The organism is Tepidanaerobacter syntrophicus (genome assembly GCF_001485475.2).
Taxonomy (GTDB): domain Bacteria; phylum Bacillota; class Thermosediminibacteria; order Thermosediminibacterales; family Tepidanaerobacteraceae; genus Tepidanaerobacter; species Tepidanaerobacter syntrophicus.
Genome location: NZ_DF977003.1, coordinates 501854 through 516876 on the forward strand (window position 1 = coordinate 501854; position 15023 = coordinate 516876).

18 protein-coding genes are annotated in these 15023 nt (G+C 36.7%); all 18 read right to left on the reverse strand.

The features are described from left to right. Positions 1-1146 carry a flagellar biosynthesis GTPase FlhF gene (gene flhF, locus TSYNT_RS11365; RefSeq protein WP_059034128.1) on the reverse strand — a complete coding sequence of 382 codons (1146 nt, stop codon included), beginning with the start codon at positions 1144-1146 and terminating at the stop codon, positions 1-3. After that, on the reverse strand, positions 1143-3176 hold the full coding sequence (flhA, locus tag TSYNT_RS11370) for a flagellar biosynthesis protein FlhA (protein ID WP_059034130.1): 2034 nt from the start codon (positions 3174-3176) through the stop codon (positions 1143-1145). The genes flhF and flhA overlap by 4 nt, the downstream gene beginning before the upstream one ends. After that, complete coding sequence (flhB, locus tag TSYNT_RS11375; RefSeq protein WP_059034132.1) at positions 3177-4253, reverse strand: flagellar biosynthesis protein FlhB; 1077 nt, start codon at positions 4251-4253, stop codon at positions 3177-3179. It lies immediately after the preceding gene. Continuing rightward, positions 4250-5026: a flagellar biosynthetic protein FliR gene (gene fliR / locus TSYNT_RS11380; protein WP_059034134.1), complete on the reverse strand. Its 777-nt coding sequence runs from the start codon at positions 5024-5026 to the stop codon at positions 4250-4252. Before fliR ends, flhB begins: the two co-directional genes overlap by 4 nt. Positions 5027-5053: 27 nt before the next feature. Beyond that, positions 5054-5323 carry a flagellar biosynthesis protein FliQ gene (gene fliQ, locus TSYNT_RS11385; RefSeq protein ID WP_059034136.1) on the reverse strand — a complete coding sequence of 90 codons (270 nt, stop codon included), beginning with the start codon at positions 5321-5323 and terminating at the stop codon, positions 5054-5056. A 26-nt stretch (positions 5324-5349) separates the two neighbouring features. Further along, entirely contained in the window at positions 5350-5970 is a 621-nt protein-coding gene (gene fliP / locus TSYNT_RS11390; RefSeq protein ID WP_059034367.1) for a flagellar type III secretion system pore protein FliP, read from the reverse strand. A gap of 151 nt (positions 5971-6121) precedes the next feature. Then, positions 6122-6676, reverse strand: a complete 555-nt coding sequence (locus tag TSYNT_RS11395; RefSeq protein WP_059034137.1) for a flagellar biosynthetic protein FliO — start codon at positions 6674-6676, stop codon at positions 6122-6124. Positions 6677-6694: 18 nt separating this feature from the next. Then, positions 6695-7054: a response regulator gene (locus TSYNT_RS11400; RefSeq protein ID WP_059034138.1), complete on the reverse strand. Its 360-nt coding sequence runs from the start codon at positions 7052-7054 to the stop codon at positions 6695-6697. Positions 7055-7070: 16 nt separating this feature from the next. Beyond that, a complete protein-coding gene (fliY, locus tag TSYNT_RS11405; protein WP_059034143.1) occupies positions 7071-8234 on the reverse strand; it encodes a flagellar motor switch phosphatase FliY in 1164 nt (387 codons plus the stop codon). Next, a complete protein-coding gene (gene fliM, locus TSYNT_RS11410; RefSeq protein WP_059034145.1) occupies positions 8227-9219 on the reverse strand; it encodes a flagellar motor switch protein FliM in 993 nt (330 codons plus the stop codon). Before fliM ends, fliY begins: the two co-directional genes overlap by 8 nt. A gap of 18 nt (positions 9220-9237) precedes the next feature. Then, positions 9238-9717 carry a flagellar basal body-associated FliL family protein gene (locus TSYNT_RS11415; protein WP_059034146.1) on the reverse strand — a complete coding sequence of 160 codons (480 nt, stop codon included), beginning with the start codon at positions 9715-9717 and terminating at the stop codon, positions 9238-9240. 17 nt (positions 9718-9734) lie between these two features. Beyond that, on the reverse strand, positions 9735-10415 hold the full coding sequence (locus tag TSYNT_RS11420; RefSeq protein WP_238142724.1) for an OmpA/MotB family protein: 681 nt from the start codon (positions 10413-10415) through the stop codon (positions 9735-9737). Between the two features lie 37 nt (positions 10416-10452). Next, positions 10453-11268 carry a motility protein A gene (locus TSYNT_RS11425; RefSeq protein ID WP_059034148.1) on the reverse strand — a complete coding sequence of 272 codons (816 nt, stop codon included), beginning with the start codon at positions 11266-11268 and terminating at the stop codon, positions 10453-10455. A 29-nt stretch (positions 11269-11297) separates the two neighbouring features. Next, positions 11298-11483, reverse strand: a complete 186-nt coding sequence (locus tag TSYNT_RS11430; RefSeq protein ID WP_059034149.1) for a flagellar FlbD family protein — start codon at positions 11481-11483, stop codon at positions 11298-11300. A gap of 60 nt (positions 11484-11543) precedes the next feature. Then, on the reverse strand, positions 11544-12791 hold the full coding sequence (locus tag TSYNT_RS11435) for a flagellar hook protein FlgE (RefSeq protein WP_059034150.1): 1248 nt from the start codon (positions 12789-12791) through the stop codon (positions 11544-11546). A gap of 75 nt (positions 12792-12866) precedes the next feature. Continuing rightward, the gene (locus TSYNT_RS11440) at positions 12867-13256 is read right to left on the reverse strand and encodes a TIGR02530 family flagellar biosynthesis protein (protein ID WP_059034152.1); all 390 of its coding nucleotides are present in this window, start codon (positions 13254-13256) and stop codon (positions 12867-12869) included. A 15-nt stretch (positions 13257-13271) separates the two neighbouring features. Next, a complete protein-coding gene (locus TSYNT_RS11445) occupies positions 13272-13664 on the reverse strand; it encodes a flagellar hook capping FlgD N-terminal domain-containing protein (RefSeq protein WP_059034154.1) in 393 nt (130 codons plus the stop codon). A gap of 12 nt (positions 13665-13676) precedes the next feature. Beyond that, entirely contained in the window at positions 13677-15005 is a 1329-nt protein-coding gene (locus TSYNT_RS11450) for a flagellar hook-length control protein FliK (protein ID WP_059034157.1), read from the reverse strand. Positions 15006-15023: the final 18 nt, after the last annotated feature.

The window sequence follows — 15023 nt, forward strand, 5'->3', positions numbered from 1 at the left end:
TTAAATTTCCCCCAAAATCATGTCTGCAATTCTGTCAGCCGAAGCTACCTCGATATCATCAGGGACATTTTGACCCATCGTCAAATAAGAAAGTTTGCAATTTTTTGCTGCTTTTATCGTGTTCAAAAGTACGCCATACGATTTCGTCTCATCTAGTTTTGTCACTATTATTTTTGTATACTGAAGTTCTTTATAATTATTCAAGATATCTATTAAATCACAGGTTTTAGTTGAGGCACTTATTACCAAATGAATTTCAGTAGGGCATATGTTATCTAAAAGACCTTTGATTTTCTTAATTTGCATTCGGTTATTAGGATTAAATCCCATAGTGTCAACTAGCAGTAGATCATAATTTGATATATCTTTATGGATAAGCTTCATGTCTTCTAAATTGTAGACGACAAAAACTGGAATTTCCATTAAATCGCCGTAAAGCCTTAATTGTTCTATAGCTCCAACCCTAAAAGTATCGGTAGTCAGCATAGCTACCCTCTTATTTTTGTATAACGAGAAATGTGCTGCAATCTTTGCAATTGTAGTTGTTTTGCCTACACCTGTAGGGCCCACAAATGCTATTATATTGTTTTCTCTTGAAAGCTCTATTGGCTCAGTTGCGTCAACTAAAGAGGCTATTTCCTTTTTAAAAATATTACGAAGGTCGATTTCACTGCTGCCTTCTTTTATCTCAGCGCTAATACCGCTTATTACCGCATTTATGATATCTGTCTCTATTTCCATATCAGACATTCTGTTGTAAATGTCTTTGAGTGGAGAAGATATGTTGCTCTGATCTGCTTTTATGTCATCTGTAGACTGTTTTTGGACAGAAATCAATTTATTTATCATATCCTTTAGTTCTTTTACTTCACTTTTAATTTGAACAAGTTCAGTTGTAGCCGCTGCCTCTGGTTTTATTATATCAGGCAATACTTGAATTGTGGGCTTTTTAGGAGCGCTTTGCACACTACTTATATCAATATCATTGGCAGCAACTACTTCTACCATATTTTTTGCGAAAAAGCCTAAAAGCCCGCCCTTTTTAATGTGCTTTGTTTGGAGAATAACGGCATCTTTACCAAGTTCAGTTTTTACTTTATAAAAAGCCTCTTGAATATTGTCAGCTACATAGGTTTTAATTTTCATTTTAAGCTTACCACTCCTACTGACCTGACTTCAACATCAGGCTCCAATTCATTGTATGATAAAACCGGCACCAAAGAAATGTAATCTTCCACTATTTTTTTAAAATATACTCTAACCATTGGGCTCGTTAAGACTATTGGAGATATGCCTTTGGCGTGCAATTCATTTACGGTTTGCACAAAGGAATTTCTAATCTTTTGAACCACTACCGGATCTAAGGCTGCGCGGGATCCGGTTTCATCTGATGTTATAGAATTTAAAATCATTTCTTCAATTTGCCTATCAAGTGTAATAACTTGGGCTATTTTATTTGGAACGAATCTTTCAGTTATAACGCGTTTTAGTCTTTGTCGTACATATTCGGTTAGTATATCAGTGTCCTTGGTAAGCATCGCATAATCCCCTAACGTTTCAAGAATCGTTACAAGATCGCGTATTGGTATATTTTCTTTTAATAAATTCGACAATACTTTTTGTACTTCTCCTATTGTAAGCAGTTTCGGCACTATTTCATCCACTAAAGCCGGGTATTGTTCTTTTAAATTGTCCAGTAGGTTTTTGACCTCTTGACGTCCTAATAGTTCATGGGCATATCTTTTTATAATTTCCGTAAGGTGCGTTGCCAGCACTGACGATGCATCAACTACTGTATATCCTTTCATTTCAGCGATTTCCTTTTTATCTGCCGATATCCACATAGCAGGTAATCCAAAAGCAGGCTCGCGAGTTTCTATCCCTTCTATTTCTATTGATTCTCCTGTGGGATTCATTATCAAGTAACTATCAATTCTAATCTCATATCGGCCCGCTTCAACGCCTTTTATCTTTATTATATATTCGTTTGGTCTAAGCTGCATGTTATCTCTTAAGCGTATCATAGGAACCACTATCCCCAAATCAAGAGCGCACTGTCTTCTTATCATAACTACCCTGTCGAGCAAATCTCCTCCCTGGCTTGCATCAGCTAAGGGAATTATATTATAGCCAAATTCGACTTCTATAGGATCTACCTGAAGAAGCGAATATATATTTTCGGGTTTTTTCATCTCTTCCAATTCTTTTTCTTTTTGTAATTCTTCTACTTTTTGGCTTTCTCTCTCGGACGATTTTTTAAGAGTCGTTCCTGCATATCCCAGCATTCCGGCAAGAGCTATAAACGGAATAAACGGCAAACCCGGTATAATTGCAAATAAAGCTAAGACTCCGGAGGATAGCAAAAGTAATCTTGGGTATGCCGTAAACTGCTTTATAATATCTTTGCCCAGATGGCCTGAAGTTGCTGATTTTGTAACAACTATACCTGTTGCTGTAGAAATAAGAAGAGCAGGAATTTGACTAATAAGGCCATCACCTACTGTTAATAGGGTATATCTGTTTAATGCCTCTGCAAATTCTAATCCCTGAAATACCATGCCGGTAATAAATCCGCCTATGATATTAATTATGGTTATGATAATGCCGGCTATGGCATCGCCTTTAACAAATTTGCTGGCACCGTCCATGGCCCCATAAAAATCTGCTTCCCGTTGAATCTCCTCTCGCCGGGCTCGCGCCTGCACTTCATCAATAATACCTGCATTTAAATCAGCGTCTATACTCATTTGTTTACCCGGCATAGCATCTAACGTAAATCTGGCGGCAACCTCTGCAACTCTTTCGGCGCCTCGGGTAATTACCATAAATTGAATAACTTCTATTATAATAAAGATTATGAATCCAACTAAGGGGTTTCCTTTGACGACAAAATTTCCAAATGCCTCAATAACCTTTCCGGCATAACCATTTATTAAGATAAGTCTTGTTGAAGATATATTAAGGGAAAGTCTAAGCAGTGTTGTTATAAGCAAAAGAGAAGGAAATATTGAAAAATCAAGGGGTTTTTCGGTGTTCATAGATATTAACAGAATCAATAATGCCAGTGTTATATTAAAGGTCAATAAAAGATCAAGTAAGGCAGCCGGAACCGGTATTATCATCATAATAACTATAAGCACGGCTATTACAGCCATTACAATGTCGCCAATCTGCATTTAACTAAACCCCCTTTCCTTCAAACTGTATATAAATGCCAAAACTTCTGCAACTGCATTGTATAGCGACTCAGGTATCATGTCACCAACTTCAACAGTTTTATATAAAGTTCGGGCAAGCATTTTATTTTCTACAATAGGAATATCCTCTTTTATTGCTATCTGCTTAATTTTTTCAGCAACCTTGTCAGCACCTTTAGCTAAAACAACAGGTGCGGGATTTGTAGAGGCATCATAACCTAATGCTACAGCATAGTGTGTAGGATTTGTAATAACAACATCAGCCTTACCTACATTTTGCATCATTCTGCTTCGAGCCATTTGACGCTGTACCTGCCGAATTCGTGATTTTATCTGAGGATTCCCTTCCACTTCTTTATATTCTTCCTTTAACTCCTGCTTTGACATCATTAAACTTGTTTCATATTCACGCCACTGGTAGAAATAATCAACTGCGGCTATTATTAAAAGAATAGCTGATGCCTTGATTCCAATTTCAAAAGCAATTCCTGCCGTCAAACTCAAAGTGTCTGTAAGCTGCATATCTAGCATAAGGGAAAAATAAGTCCTATATTTGTTTATTACCGTATAAACTATATACGCTACACCAAGAATTTTTACAATTGACTTTACAAGCTCGAGTAAACCTCGCTTTGAAAATATTCGTTTAAAACCTTCTAAGGGATTTATTCTTTCAAGTTTTGGAGATAAAGGTTCGAAACTTATCACAAAACCTACTTGCATGTAATTTGCTATAATCCCAACTGCGCATAAGCCTAGAGCAATAGGTGCAAGGCCTTTTGCTATAAAAATAATCACCTCGTAGAAAAAAGCTTTTATGGATTGGATGTTAAAGATATCTAAATTAATAACGTCAGTCAAAATATATTCAAAAAAATCCATGGAATTTGTGATTAAGTTTTTCCCTGTGATTTTAATAAGTAAAAAACCGGTAAAAAGTAATAAAGCAGAATTCAATTCTCTACTAGAAAAAACCTGGCCTTTTTCCCGAGCCTTTTGACGCTTTCTCGGTGTGGCTTTCTCTGTTCTTTCTTCTGAAAATAATTGCAAATTCATGGCCTTACCTGCATTTCCATTACAACCATCAAGATTTTTCTATAAACTTCATCATACATAGAGCCTAAAACCACAATAAACATCGGGAAAATTATAATCATTCCTATCATTCCTATTGCTATCTTTAAAGGAAGACCTAGTATAAATACGTTCATCTGCGGAACAGTCCGCGCAATTATTCCAAGGGAAAGATCTGTCAGAAAAACAATTGCGGCAATCGGCAGTGCTATCTTCACACCAAGTGCAAACATATCACCAAACCCTGTAATCATAATATTGAGTAATCCCTTGCTGTATGTAGCTGTCCCTAAAGGTATCAATTCATAGCTCCTAATAACTGCTGTAATCAGCATATGGTGTCCGTCAAAAGTTAAAAACATTAAAAGAGCTAAAATATAGTAATAATTCCCCATAAGCGGAATTTGTGTGTTGCTTTGAGGATCTAAAACATTTACCATTCCAAAACCCATCTCAAAATCTATAATTCCCCCAGCAAGATACAGTGCAGAAAATACTAAAAAGACAGCATATCCCATCGAGATTCCTGTTGCAAATTCTTTTAAAACACATGAAGCGATATCCCAAAAATTCATGGCCAGATTAGGGGCAGAAATAAAAGGGTATACTATAAAAGAAATCAGTGCCGCAAGTCCTATTTTGGCTTGAGCCGGAATTTCTCGCCTACCAAAAACGGGAGTAAGCATAAAAAAGCTAGAACATCTAAATAAAATTAAAAGATATTTGATTATAGCAATTTCGTTTTCTGTACTCATATTATCTGCCTAATGACTATAGAATTATTAATAAATAAAATTTGGGATGCTCGAAAAAAGATTGTATGTAAATTGCGTTATAATATTTAGCATCCATGGACCGAATATAACCATAGAGACCATTACCGCTATGATTTTCGGGACAAACGTTAATGTTTGTTCTTGAATTTGAGTTGTGGCTTGAAAAATACTGATAATAACACCTACTACCATACTTAACACCAGCGCAGGTGCTGAGACCAGTAAAGCTACTGATAGGGCTTCTTTTGCAATATATATCACCGTTTCTTGAGTCATTTTGCCCTCACGTCCTTTTAAGTTTTTTAATGAAAACCTGTAAGTAACGAATTAATCACCAGATTCCAACCGTCCACCATTACAAAAAGCAGTATTTTAAACGGTAAAGATATCATTATTGGAGGCAGCATCAGCATACCCATTGACATAAGTGTGCTTGATACTATCATATCTATAACTAAAAACGGTATGAATATTATAAAACCCATCTGGAAAGCGGTTTTTAGCTCGCTTATTACAAAAGCCGGAATCAAGACATATGTAGGTATATCGTCAAGTGTTTTTAGAGGCTGTTCCAATTTAGCATAATGGACAAATAAAGCCAAATCTTTTTCTCTAGTTTGCCGGAACATAAAATTTCGTAAGGGAACCTGAGCTTTCTCTAAGGCCTCTTGCGTATTTATTTCTTGTCTAAGATACGGCTGCAATGCATTGTTATTTATATCAGTCCAGACAGGAGCCATTATAAAAACAGTAATAAATAATGCAAGACCTATCAAAACTTGAGTTGGTGGAACTTGCTGAACTCCTAAGCCATTCCTTACAAATGAAAGCACTATAATTGTGCGGGTAAATGATGTCAATAATATTAATATAGAAGGTGCAAGGGACAATATTGTCAAAATCAAAATTATTTGCAGTGTCATTGCAGTTTCGTTTGCGGTTTCAGCAGGCTTAATAAAAGGAAATGCCGGTATAGGAATAGGAATTTCTTCCGGAGCCGGAGCAGCATATACAACTTTTTGGCCGACTATAAAGAATAACAGCATTGCAGATGTTATCAAAAATATGTAACGTTTAAGATTTTTCACTTTTTTTCACCGTACTTGTCTTTGTTGAGCCGCTTTTTAGCTTTTTTAAATAAGAATTCAAATGATCAGAAAAAATTTTATCATGAGTATCCTTATTTGACTCGGCAGCTTTTATGAGCTCCTCTTCATTTTCTCCAAGTCTTTCAATTAAAGTTATATTTTCTTTAGTCACACCTAGTATAAACATTCCCTCTGGAGTTTTTACAATGTACAGCCCCTTGTCGCTTCCGAAAAATAAACTATCAACTACTTCCATATACTTGCTTTTTATATTTACCTTAACTTGATGCTTTCCCACCCACTTAACAGTAAAATAAGCCATGAAAGATACAATTATAAAGAATAAGAAATAAACTAAAAGCGTGGTAATACCCTTAAAACTACTATAACCTTGATTGGTCCCATTTCCATTTATATTAGGAGTATCAAAGTCATAATTTTTAAGATTATCAATGTTTATTGAGTCACCATAGCTATAAGTAGCCGGCAACGCCATAAACAAGATAAAAAATACTATAATGCAAACTGTATATCTTTTCATATAAGAACCTTCTTCAGTTTAACTTAAGGCCTTCTTTACTGCTTCAATGACTCTTTCCGGTTGAAAAGGTTTTACCACAAAATCTCTGGCTCCGGCCTGAATAGCATCTATTACCATGGCTTGCTGGCCCATTGCTGAGCACATTATGATTTTTGCCGAAGGGTCAATTGCCTTTATTTTTTTAACAGCTTCAATTCCATCCATTTCCGGCATTGCGATATCCATTATTACAAGATCTGGCTTTAATTCATTGTACGCCTGAACTGCTACCGCTCCATTTTCTGCTTCTCCTGAAACTTGATAACCGTTTTTAGTCAATATATCTTTAATCATCATTCTCATAAAAGCGGCATCGTCTACTATTAATATTCCTCCCATGAAACTCATCCTCCTGTTACTGTAAACTTTTAACCCTGTCAACAGAATTAATTATTTCCGTTATTCGAACTCCGAAGTTTTCGTCTATTACTACAACTTCACCTTTGGCTATTAGTTTGCCATTAACTAAAATGTCGGCAGGCTCTCCTGCCATTTTGTCCAGTTCTATTATTGTTCCTGAAGAAATTTCCAGAATCTCTTTTACCGTTTTTTCTGTCCTGCCTAATTCGACAGTGACCTCTAACGGGACGTCCAATATTAAATCCAGGCTTGATGGTGGGCTAAACACTGCTTCCTCTTGAAGCGGATGAAATTCTACAGGTTTAACTGTGACATTTTGATTTTGCGTGTTAGCCGAGTGCTCCTCTGCTTTTGATTTTTGCGGTACCTCCTGCTTTATTGGCCTATTTGGCTGAGGTTCTTTTTTAGGCGGTTCATTATTATAGGTGCTATTTGCCGTAAGATCTGTATCAGTATCTTCGCCACTTGCAGGGCTTTCCTCAGGCGCAGTTTCTCCCATCGAAAGCGAATAAAGCTCTGCGGCAAGCCTTTTTGCAAAGGTTATGGGCATAAGCTGCATTATTTCGCTTTTTAGAAAATCGCCAACTTCCATTGTAAAGGATATATCTACTATATCTTCATTTTCATCAAAATACCCTTTCAAAGAATCTGCCGCTAAATCTACTCTAGTTAAAGTAGGCGGCGAAATACTTATGTCCTTTTTAAGCATTATTGACAAAGAAGTGGCAGCAGATCCCATCATCTGATTCATGGCTTCTCCAACGGCGCTCATTCTTATATCATCAAGTTCCAAATCGTCGACGTTTCGCCCATCTCCGCCCATCATAAGATCAGCTATAATTTTGGCATCTTCTTCTTTCATTATCATCAAGGTACTTCCGTTTATGCCCTTAGTATATGAAACTTCAACACTTATAAATGGGATGGGATATGCCTCTTTTAGTTTTTTAATAGTTGTTATCGATACTTTCGGAGTTGTGATGACAACTTTATTCTTAAGCAAAGAATAAAGTGTGGTGGCAGATGTTCCTATTGATATATTTCCTATTTCTCCTAGCGCATCTATTTCTTCTTTTGTAATCTGGATATTTTTATCTGCACCATTCGGATCATTGATAAGCTCTTTAATCTCTTCCGGCGACAGGAAGTGATCATTCATAAGATCCCTCCTTTTCGTAATAAATTTTTTGAACTTTTACAGCCATTTTGTTGCGATGTATACCTACGGAGCCTGAAAATTTTAATTTATCCCTTATGCGAACATCTACCCCATCCTTTATATCTCTGTTTAGCCTTATTACATCCCCAACGGAAAGGCCAAGAAACTCCCCTATTGTTATACTTGCTCGACCAAGCTCAACTCTCAATTGTATTTTAGTATCATGGACCTTATCAATAATTACTTCTTTTGCACTACTCGATTGCTCTTGACCGGTTGTGGCCAACCAAATTCTTGTTGACAGCTTAGGCATTATAGGCTCTAAGACTATATGAGGTATACAAATGTTTATCATACCTTCAGTTTTTCCGATTTTTGCATTAAAAGTTATTAGGGCTACTGCCTCGTTAGGGGAAACAAGTTGAACAAATTGAGAATTTGTTTCAAGTTTTTCCATTTTGGTTTGAATATTTTCTATGTCCTTCCATGCCTCATTTAGTATACTTGTCATTTTTGTAAAAATCTTTTCTATAATAGTTGTTTCAATTTCTGTAGGTTCCCGCAACTTGCCGCTATAATCCCCCGGTCCTCCTAGTAATCTATCAATTATTGAAAATGCAATAGATGGATTTATTTCCATTATTGCCGCACCCTTTAGCGGAGAAAAATCTACAACAGATATCAAAGAAGGATTCGGGAGAGAAGATATAAATTCGTTATATGTCATTTGCTCGACAAAAAATACATTTATTTGAACAAAAGTCCGCAATTGAGCAGATAAATAAGTAGTTAAAAGGCGAGCAAAATTTTCATGTATCATGCTGAGGGTATTCAGTTGTTCTTTAGAAAATTTATTCGGACGTTTAAAATCATATGGTTTTACTTTTTTTTCAGATTCTTTTTTTATTTCCTCAGCTTTGACTTCCCCTGTCGACAGAGCGGCTAGAAGAGCATCTATCTCATTTTGTGAAAGTATATCTGACAAAACTTACCGCCTCCGTCTTTAGTTTACTATGATACTGGTAAAATAAACCTCTACGATACTTCCTTCGCCAAGAATCTGGTTCAATGAGCTTTTTATTTCTTTTCTCAGGTCTTCCATGCCATTACTGTCTTTCACTGAATCATAAGTTTTCGACCTTAGTATACTGAATATCCTATCTCTTATTTCACTGTCTTTTTGTGTAACTTGTTCTTGCACTTCTTTGCTTTCTAATAAATAGACTAATGAAAGTTTTATATATCCCTTATCAGATAAATTAGTAAGAAATTCTCCCGCATCATAAGTAACATAACTTTTTGCAGATTTTTCCGAAGAACCATTTGCGTTATCTGAACTTCGACCTACTGTATTTGTTGCAACAAAGTATGCTATACCGGTTGTAAGGGCCAATAATACTATAGCTATAAATATAATAATTAACAAGTTGCTGAACTTACCCTTTTTAGGGTTAGTATTTGCATTTTCATTTTGGGCTGCCAAGTTTGTATTGTCCTCCTTTATCTAGGCTCTTGTGCTTCTGATGTTGATTTTAAAATTATAATATCAACGCGCCTGTTTAAGGCCCTGTTTCTTTCGGAATCATTAGGTGCTATCGGTCTGTATTCACTATATCCGGCTGCTGATATGATATAAGGCGACATATTGTGCCGCTCTATAAGGTATTTTACCACATTCACCGCTCTAGCAGTTGATAATTCCCAGTTTGACGGAAATTCTTTTGTATGTATGGGAAGATTATCTGTATGACCTTCTATTCTTATTTGCCTATGGCTTTCAATAAGAATAGGTGCAAGCTTATCTAGTATCTTTTTTGCATCGTCTTTTATTTCTGCTTTTCCTGAATCAAACAGCACTCCTTCCACAAATCTTACTACCAACCCTCTTTCGTCTAAACTTAAATGCACGCCGCCGATGTCGCCTTCATCTATTACTTTTTGTATCTTCGACTCCAGCTGCTCGAATTCTCGCTGTTCCTCAGCAGAAATCAAGAATTCGCCGCTATTGCCGGCCTCCGTAAACTCTCCACCCATAATAGCAGAACCGCCATCTAATATGCCTAAAGAGCCTTGAAGAGATGTCATTGCAGAGCTGAATTTTCCGCTGTCTAAATTCGAAAGAGAAAAAAGTAAAACAAAAAATAAAAGAATTTGAGTTACAAGATCTCCGTAAGTTGTCATCCAGGCAGGAGAACCCCCGCCTTGCTTTTCGTTATTATTATTTCGCCGTCTGCTGCCAGGCAACGTCTTCACCGCTTTCAGTATTTTTATTAGAACCCATACGTTTTCGATTGTCTGGAGCTAAGAACGCTTTGAGTTTTTCTTCAATGATCCTTGGATTTTCGCCGGCCTGTATGGAAAGTATCCCTTCTATCATCACTTCTTTAACCAATATTTCTTCGCGACTTCTTACTTTGAGTTTTCCTGCCATAGGAATGAAAAACATATTAGCAATCAGCGCACCGTAAAATGTAGTAATAAGGGCTACCGCCATCCCCGGACCTATTAATTCAGGTTTATCAAGATTTTTTAACATATTTATAAGTCCTATTATAGTTCCTATAAGTCCAAAAGCCGGAGCCAAGGTACCCATCGTTTCAAGTATGCCTTGGCCTTCGCTGTGGCGTTCCTCTAAAAAAGCAAGCTCAGTCTCCATTATATTTTTTACAAGTTCAGGATCTGTACCGTCTACAATAAGGAGTATCCCTTTTTTCATAAAATCATCTTTAAGCTGATATGCGGCATCTTCTAGGGCTAGTAATCCCTCTCTTCTAGCAGTTTCGGCAAGTCCTATTATTGTGTGTATTACATCCCCTGCCTCAATGGGTTTTTCAGTAAAGACGATTTTAATTATTTTCATTAAGCTAGTAAGTTTTGACAGCGGATAATTAATAAGAGTTGCTGCAATAACGCCGCCAAAAACTATCATAGCTGAGGGAATATCAATAAATGCAGACAGGGTACCGCCTGTGAAAATCGCCCAGGTCATTAGCGCAATGCCGCTGATGATACCTATAATTGTAGCTAAATCCATTTTTGCCAGTCCCTTCGAAATTGCAAGTTTTACTTTAGAAAAATTCGTCTTTTATATTCTATTACTTTATCAATAATTTCATCTTTGTTTTCCAATACTACAAGCTTTTTATCGGTTGTTAGCGTTATAACGGTGTCGGGAGTTGATTCTATAATTTCAATTAGTTCGGCGTTTAAAAAAAATTTTGTGCCATTTAATCTGGTAAGTTCTATCATGTTTTGACACCTCTATCCCGGGCTTAGCATTTTGCTAAGCCCGGTTAATAAAAGATTATCCTATCTTTTAAGGTTCACAAGTTCTTGAAGCATCTCATCCGATGTAGTAATAATACGAGAATTAGCCTGAAAACCCCTCTGAGTTATTATCATCTGGGTAAATTCTTCCGAAAGATCCACATTAGACATTTCAAGATAACCAGGAGAAATAGCGCCGCGACCGCCGGTGCCGCTTTCTCCTATTTGAGGCTCACCGGAATTGTTAGATATGTTGTACATATTCTGACCTGCCTTTATAAGACCCCCCGGATTATCAAAGTTTGCGATGGCAACTTGAGCAAGCTGTTTGCTGTAACCGTTGTCAAAGATTCCGGTAATTACTCCACTGGCATCAGTAGTAATATCTGTCAATGTTCCAGCCGGATAGCCATTTTGGTAAGAAAGATCGGCGGTAGTCTCCTTTGCATATTGAGTCATGCCTGAAAAATCAATATCAATTGATATATCGGCAGCTACATTATTAAGCGTTATAGTCAGCGGATTTTGTGCATTTGCCGGAGGGATATATTTGCCATTGACATCAAAATTTAAAGTGCCTGTGTTGTTTTGCAAGCCGGTTAATGCGCTGTCTGCAGATGTTATCTCATAAGACCATTCATTTGCAGTAGCAGTTTTAGCAAATTTAATATTTAATGTATGTCCTGAGCCTAAGGAGTCGTATACCTTAAATGGCAATGTATAAGATTCATTAGCCGCTGTTTCTGCATTGAGATTTTTTGCAAACTTCACTTCGCTTGTAGCGGATGCCGGTATCATCATGCCTTTTCTAATCTCAATGCTCGTTATTGACCCGGGTGATTTGTCTTGAGGAACTTCATGTTTTTCCGCATCTTGCCATCCCATTACTTTAAGGCCGCTTGCAGTATTTATAAGATTTCCGTTTGCATCAAATCCGAAATTCCCGGCTCTTGTAAAATATGTTTGAGCTCCATCGCCAAGGATGAAATATCCTTCACCTTCGATTGACATATCTGTCATATTCCCTGTATATTCTGCACTGCTTGGAGAATGTATCGTGTCAATAGAAGCTATTTGCATACCCAATCCGACCTGCATGGGATTTGTACCTCCTCGGTTTCCCTGAGGAGACGACGCTCCTTGCATAGTCTGACTTAATGTATCTTGAAAAATTACTCTGCTCTTTTTAAATCCAACTGTATTAACATTTGCGATGTTGTTCCCTATAACATCCATTTTTACTTGATGATTTCTAAGGCCTGTTACCCCAGAAAACATTGACCGCATCATGCTAAATCCCTCCTAATAATTTTAGCGCCAGCTCCTTCAGTCAGTCGGGAGCTTAAAGCCTCCTTGCGGTCCGGCTTATAAAATTACGGCGCCGTCAATATTTGTAAATACGTTTTCTTTTATGCTCTCCCCGTTCATAGCAGTAATCACAGTGCGATTTTTTACGCTAACAACAAAGGCCATGTCTTGCATTAAAACTAGAGACTCTTTCACGCCTTTTTGGCTTGCTCTGTCAACGGCATTGCTGAGCATCTTCTTTTGTTCTTCTGTTAAATTTATATTACGCATATTCATACGCATCTGGGCGTGTTGAGATATCTTTAATTCATTCTCTTCTACTTTTTGCTTGAGTATATCGCCGAACGTCCCGTTTTTTGCAACAGCATCCTGTTTTTTTGTACTTTCTGAAGCAGGAAATATCCGCACATCGTTTATACTTTGTTGTATCTTTAAATAATCGTCCATTTTCACAACCTCTCTTTATCTTATTTCGGCTACATTAGCTATAGGAACTTTTACTTCATAATCTCCTGTGTCTATAATCAAATTCACTGTGCCCTCATTAAAAGCAATTCCGGTAATCACACCTTCTATTTCGCTTTGTTCAACAATAGCCGAGGCTGACTTTCCTATAGTACTAAGAGCTGAAAGATTTGCTACTTGTAAATTAAGATTCTGCATTTGCTCTAATGAGCTAAACTGAGCTAATTGAGCTATATATTCATTATTATCCATAGGTTCTAAGGGGTTTTGGTATCTTAGCTGTGTTACTAATAATTTTAGAAAATCATCTTTGTCTAATTGTGACGCCTTTGATTCTTGCTGCTTGTTTACAGCGCCATTATAGTAATCTGTATTGATTGATGTAGACATACAACGCACCTCCTAAACAATGTAATTGACTTGGCTTATGTTTCCCCATTGATCATAATGATTTTCCAGTAAAGCTTGCCTTCCGTCTTCTTCTAAACTGCCAAAAATATTGCGCACCCCTTTTGCCTTATTGCGATTGTAATTATTACTTTGCCGCTGGTCGGATGTGCTCAAGTCAAGTCCGTCAGACAAATTATAAACATTAATTTCCGAGACCTCGTATCCTCGCTCTTTTATTTGACTTTGAAAATCAATAGCATGCATTTTTAAAACATCCCTGAGCTGGGCATTTTCCACAAAAAACTCTGTTCTCAGTTTATCTTTACTTGATGTCAGTTTAATTAAGATATTTCCGAGATAATCAGGCTTTAATCTAATATTTACTTGCTGCATATTTTCTTTTATAGCAAAATTTATTTTGTCGATTAATTGATTAAATATCTCATAATTTTGATCGGTTTTTGCAGCAGATGTTAATTCAGAGCCAAATTTAGCCGTGGCAACTGTCGAAGATTTTTTTAAAAATATGTCTTGCAAATTCATATTAGATAAATCTTGAAAACTGTTTTTATTACCGGTATTCGTAATATCCAACGTTTCCGCAGAGATCGTATCGCCTTTGCTTATCAAAACATTTGCGGCATTTTTGTCCAAGGTTTGCCTATCTTTCCGATTTTCATTATTTATTATCTTATCTTCTTTAACATAATTTACATTATCTGCCTTTTTGCTATCCTTTGTCAAGAAATCGGATATGAAAAATTCGGGCTTATTTGGTAAGGAGTTTATATCGTCTGAAACATCACTACCATTGTTTTTATTTGAATCCAGCGTAGCTATCAAGGTCTTATTTAGCAAATCAGCTGTTTCGCCTTTTGTTATTGAAAAATCAGGAAAGATATCTTTTAATATTTGATAAAACTTACTGATATTTTCAGTGTCGATTTTTCCACTGGCGTTAAACTCATGAAGTATATCTTGCCAGCATTCTGCAAGGTTTTTTTCACAAGATTTTAATGTCATTTCCAAGACAGGAAAATCTTTTTCAAAATTTACCAAGGCTCCAAAAACGTTTGCATCTGAAGGTAAATTCAAATCCTTTGTTTGCCTGTGTTGGTACAAAATTATAAGTAGCTGACTTAAAACTGCTGTTTTTTCTTCTTTTATACCATCTTCGCTATCATCTTCAGCTTGTCGACTGCTCTCAGTCGTGTCCTGATTTACGCTTTTTAGGCAATCCTGGAAACTTTTTGCCTTCTTGTCATTTGGGCTAACTCTTGCTTTAGTTGAACTGTTTGCTGATGCAGACGCCGGCTCTGAAAGTTGAAGAACCATATTCATCTTTATCACCTCCTTTCA

Coding starts and splice junctions, on each gene's coding strand:
- flhF (WP_059034128.1), bottom strand. CDS start 1,146: ATGAAAATTAAAACCTATGTAGCTGACAATATTCAAGAGGCTTTTTAT.
- flhA (WP_059034130.1), bottom strand. CDS start 3,176: ATGCAGATTGGCGACATTGTAATGGCTGTAATAGCCGTGCTTATAGTT.
- flhB (WP_059034132.1), bottom strand. CDS start 4,253: ATGAATTTGCAATTATTTTCAGAAGAAAGAACAGAGAAAGCCACACCG.
- fliR (WP_059034134.1), bottom strand. CDS start 5,026: ATGAGTACAGAAAACGAAATTGCTATAATCAAATATCTTTTAATTTTA.
- fliQ (WP_059034136.1), bottom strand. CDS start 5,323: ATGACTCAAGAAACGGTGATATATATTGCAAAAGAAGCCCTATCAGTA.
- fliP (WP_059034367.1), bottom strand. CDS start 5,970: ATGACACTGCAAATAATTTTGATTTTGACAATATTGTCCCTTGCACCT.
- TSYNT_RS11395 (WP_059034137.1), bottom strand. CDS start 6,676: ATGAAAAGATATACAGTTTGCATTATAGTATTTTTTATCTTGTTTATG.
- TSYNT_RS11400 (WP_059034138.1), bottom strand. CDS start 7,054: ATGGGAGGAATATTAATAGTAGACGATGCCGCTTTTATGAGAATGATG.
- fliY (WP_059034143.1), bottom strand. CDS start 8,234: ATGAATGATCACTTCCTGTCGCCGGAAGAGATTAAAGAGCTTATCAAT.
- TSYNT_RS11420 (WP_238142724.1), bottom strand. CDS start 10,415: ATGACAACTTACGGAGATCTTGTAACTCAAATTCTTTTATTTTTTGTT.
- TSYNT_RS11425 (WP_059034148.1), bottom strand. CDS start 11,268: ATGGATTTAGCTACAATTATAGGTATCATCAGCGGCATTGCGCTAATG.
- TSYNT_RS11430 (WP_059034149.1), bottom strand. CDS start 11,483: ATGATAGAACTTACCAGATTAAATGGCACAAAATTTTTTTTAAACGCC.
- TSYNT_RS11435 (WP_059034150.1), bottom strand. CDS start 12,791: ATGATGCGGTCAATGTTTTCTGGGGTAACAGGCCTTAGAAATCATCAA.
- TSYNT_RS11440 (WP_059034152.1), bottom strand. CDS start 13,256: ATGGACGATTATTTAAAGATACAACAAAGTATAAACGATGTGCGGATA.
- TSYNT_RS11445 (WP_059034154.1), bottom strand. CDS start 13,664: ATGTCTACATCAATCAATACAGATTACTATAATGGCGCTGTAAACAAG.
- TSYNT_RS11450 (WP_059034157.1), bottom strand. CDS start 15,005: ATGAATATGGTTCTTCAACTTTCAGAGCCGGCGTCTGCATCAGCAAAC.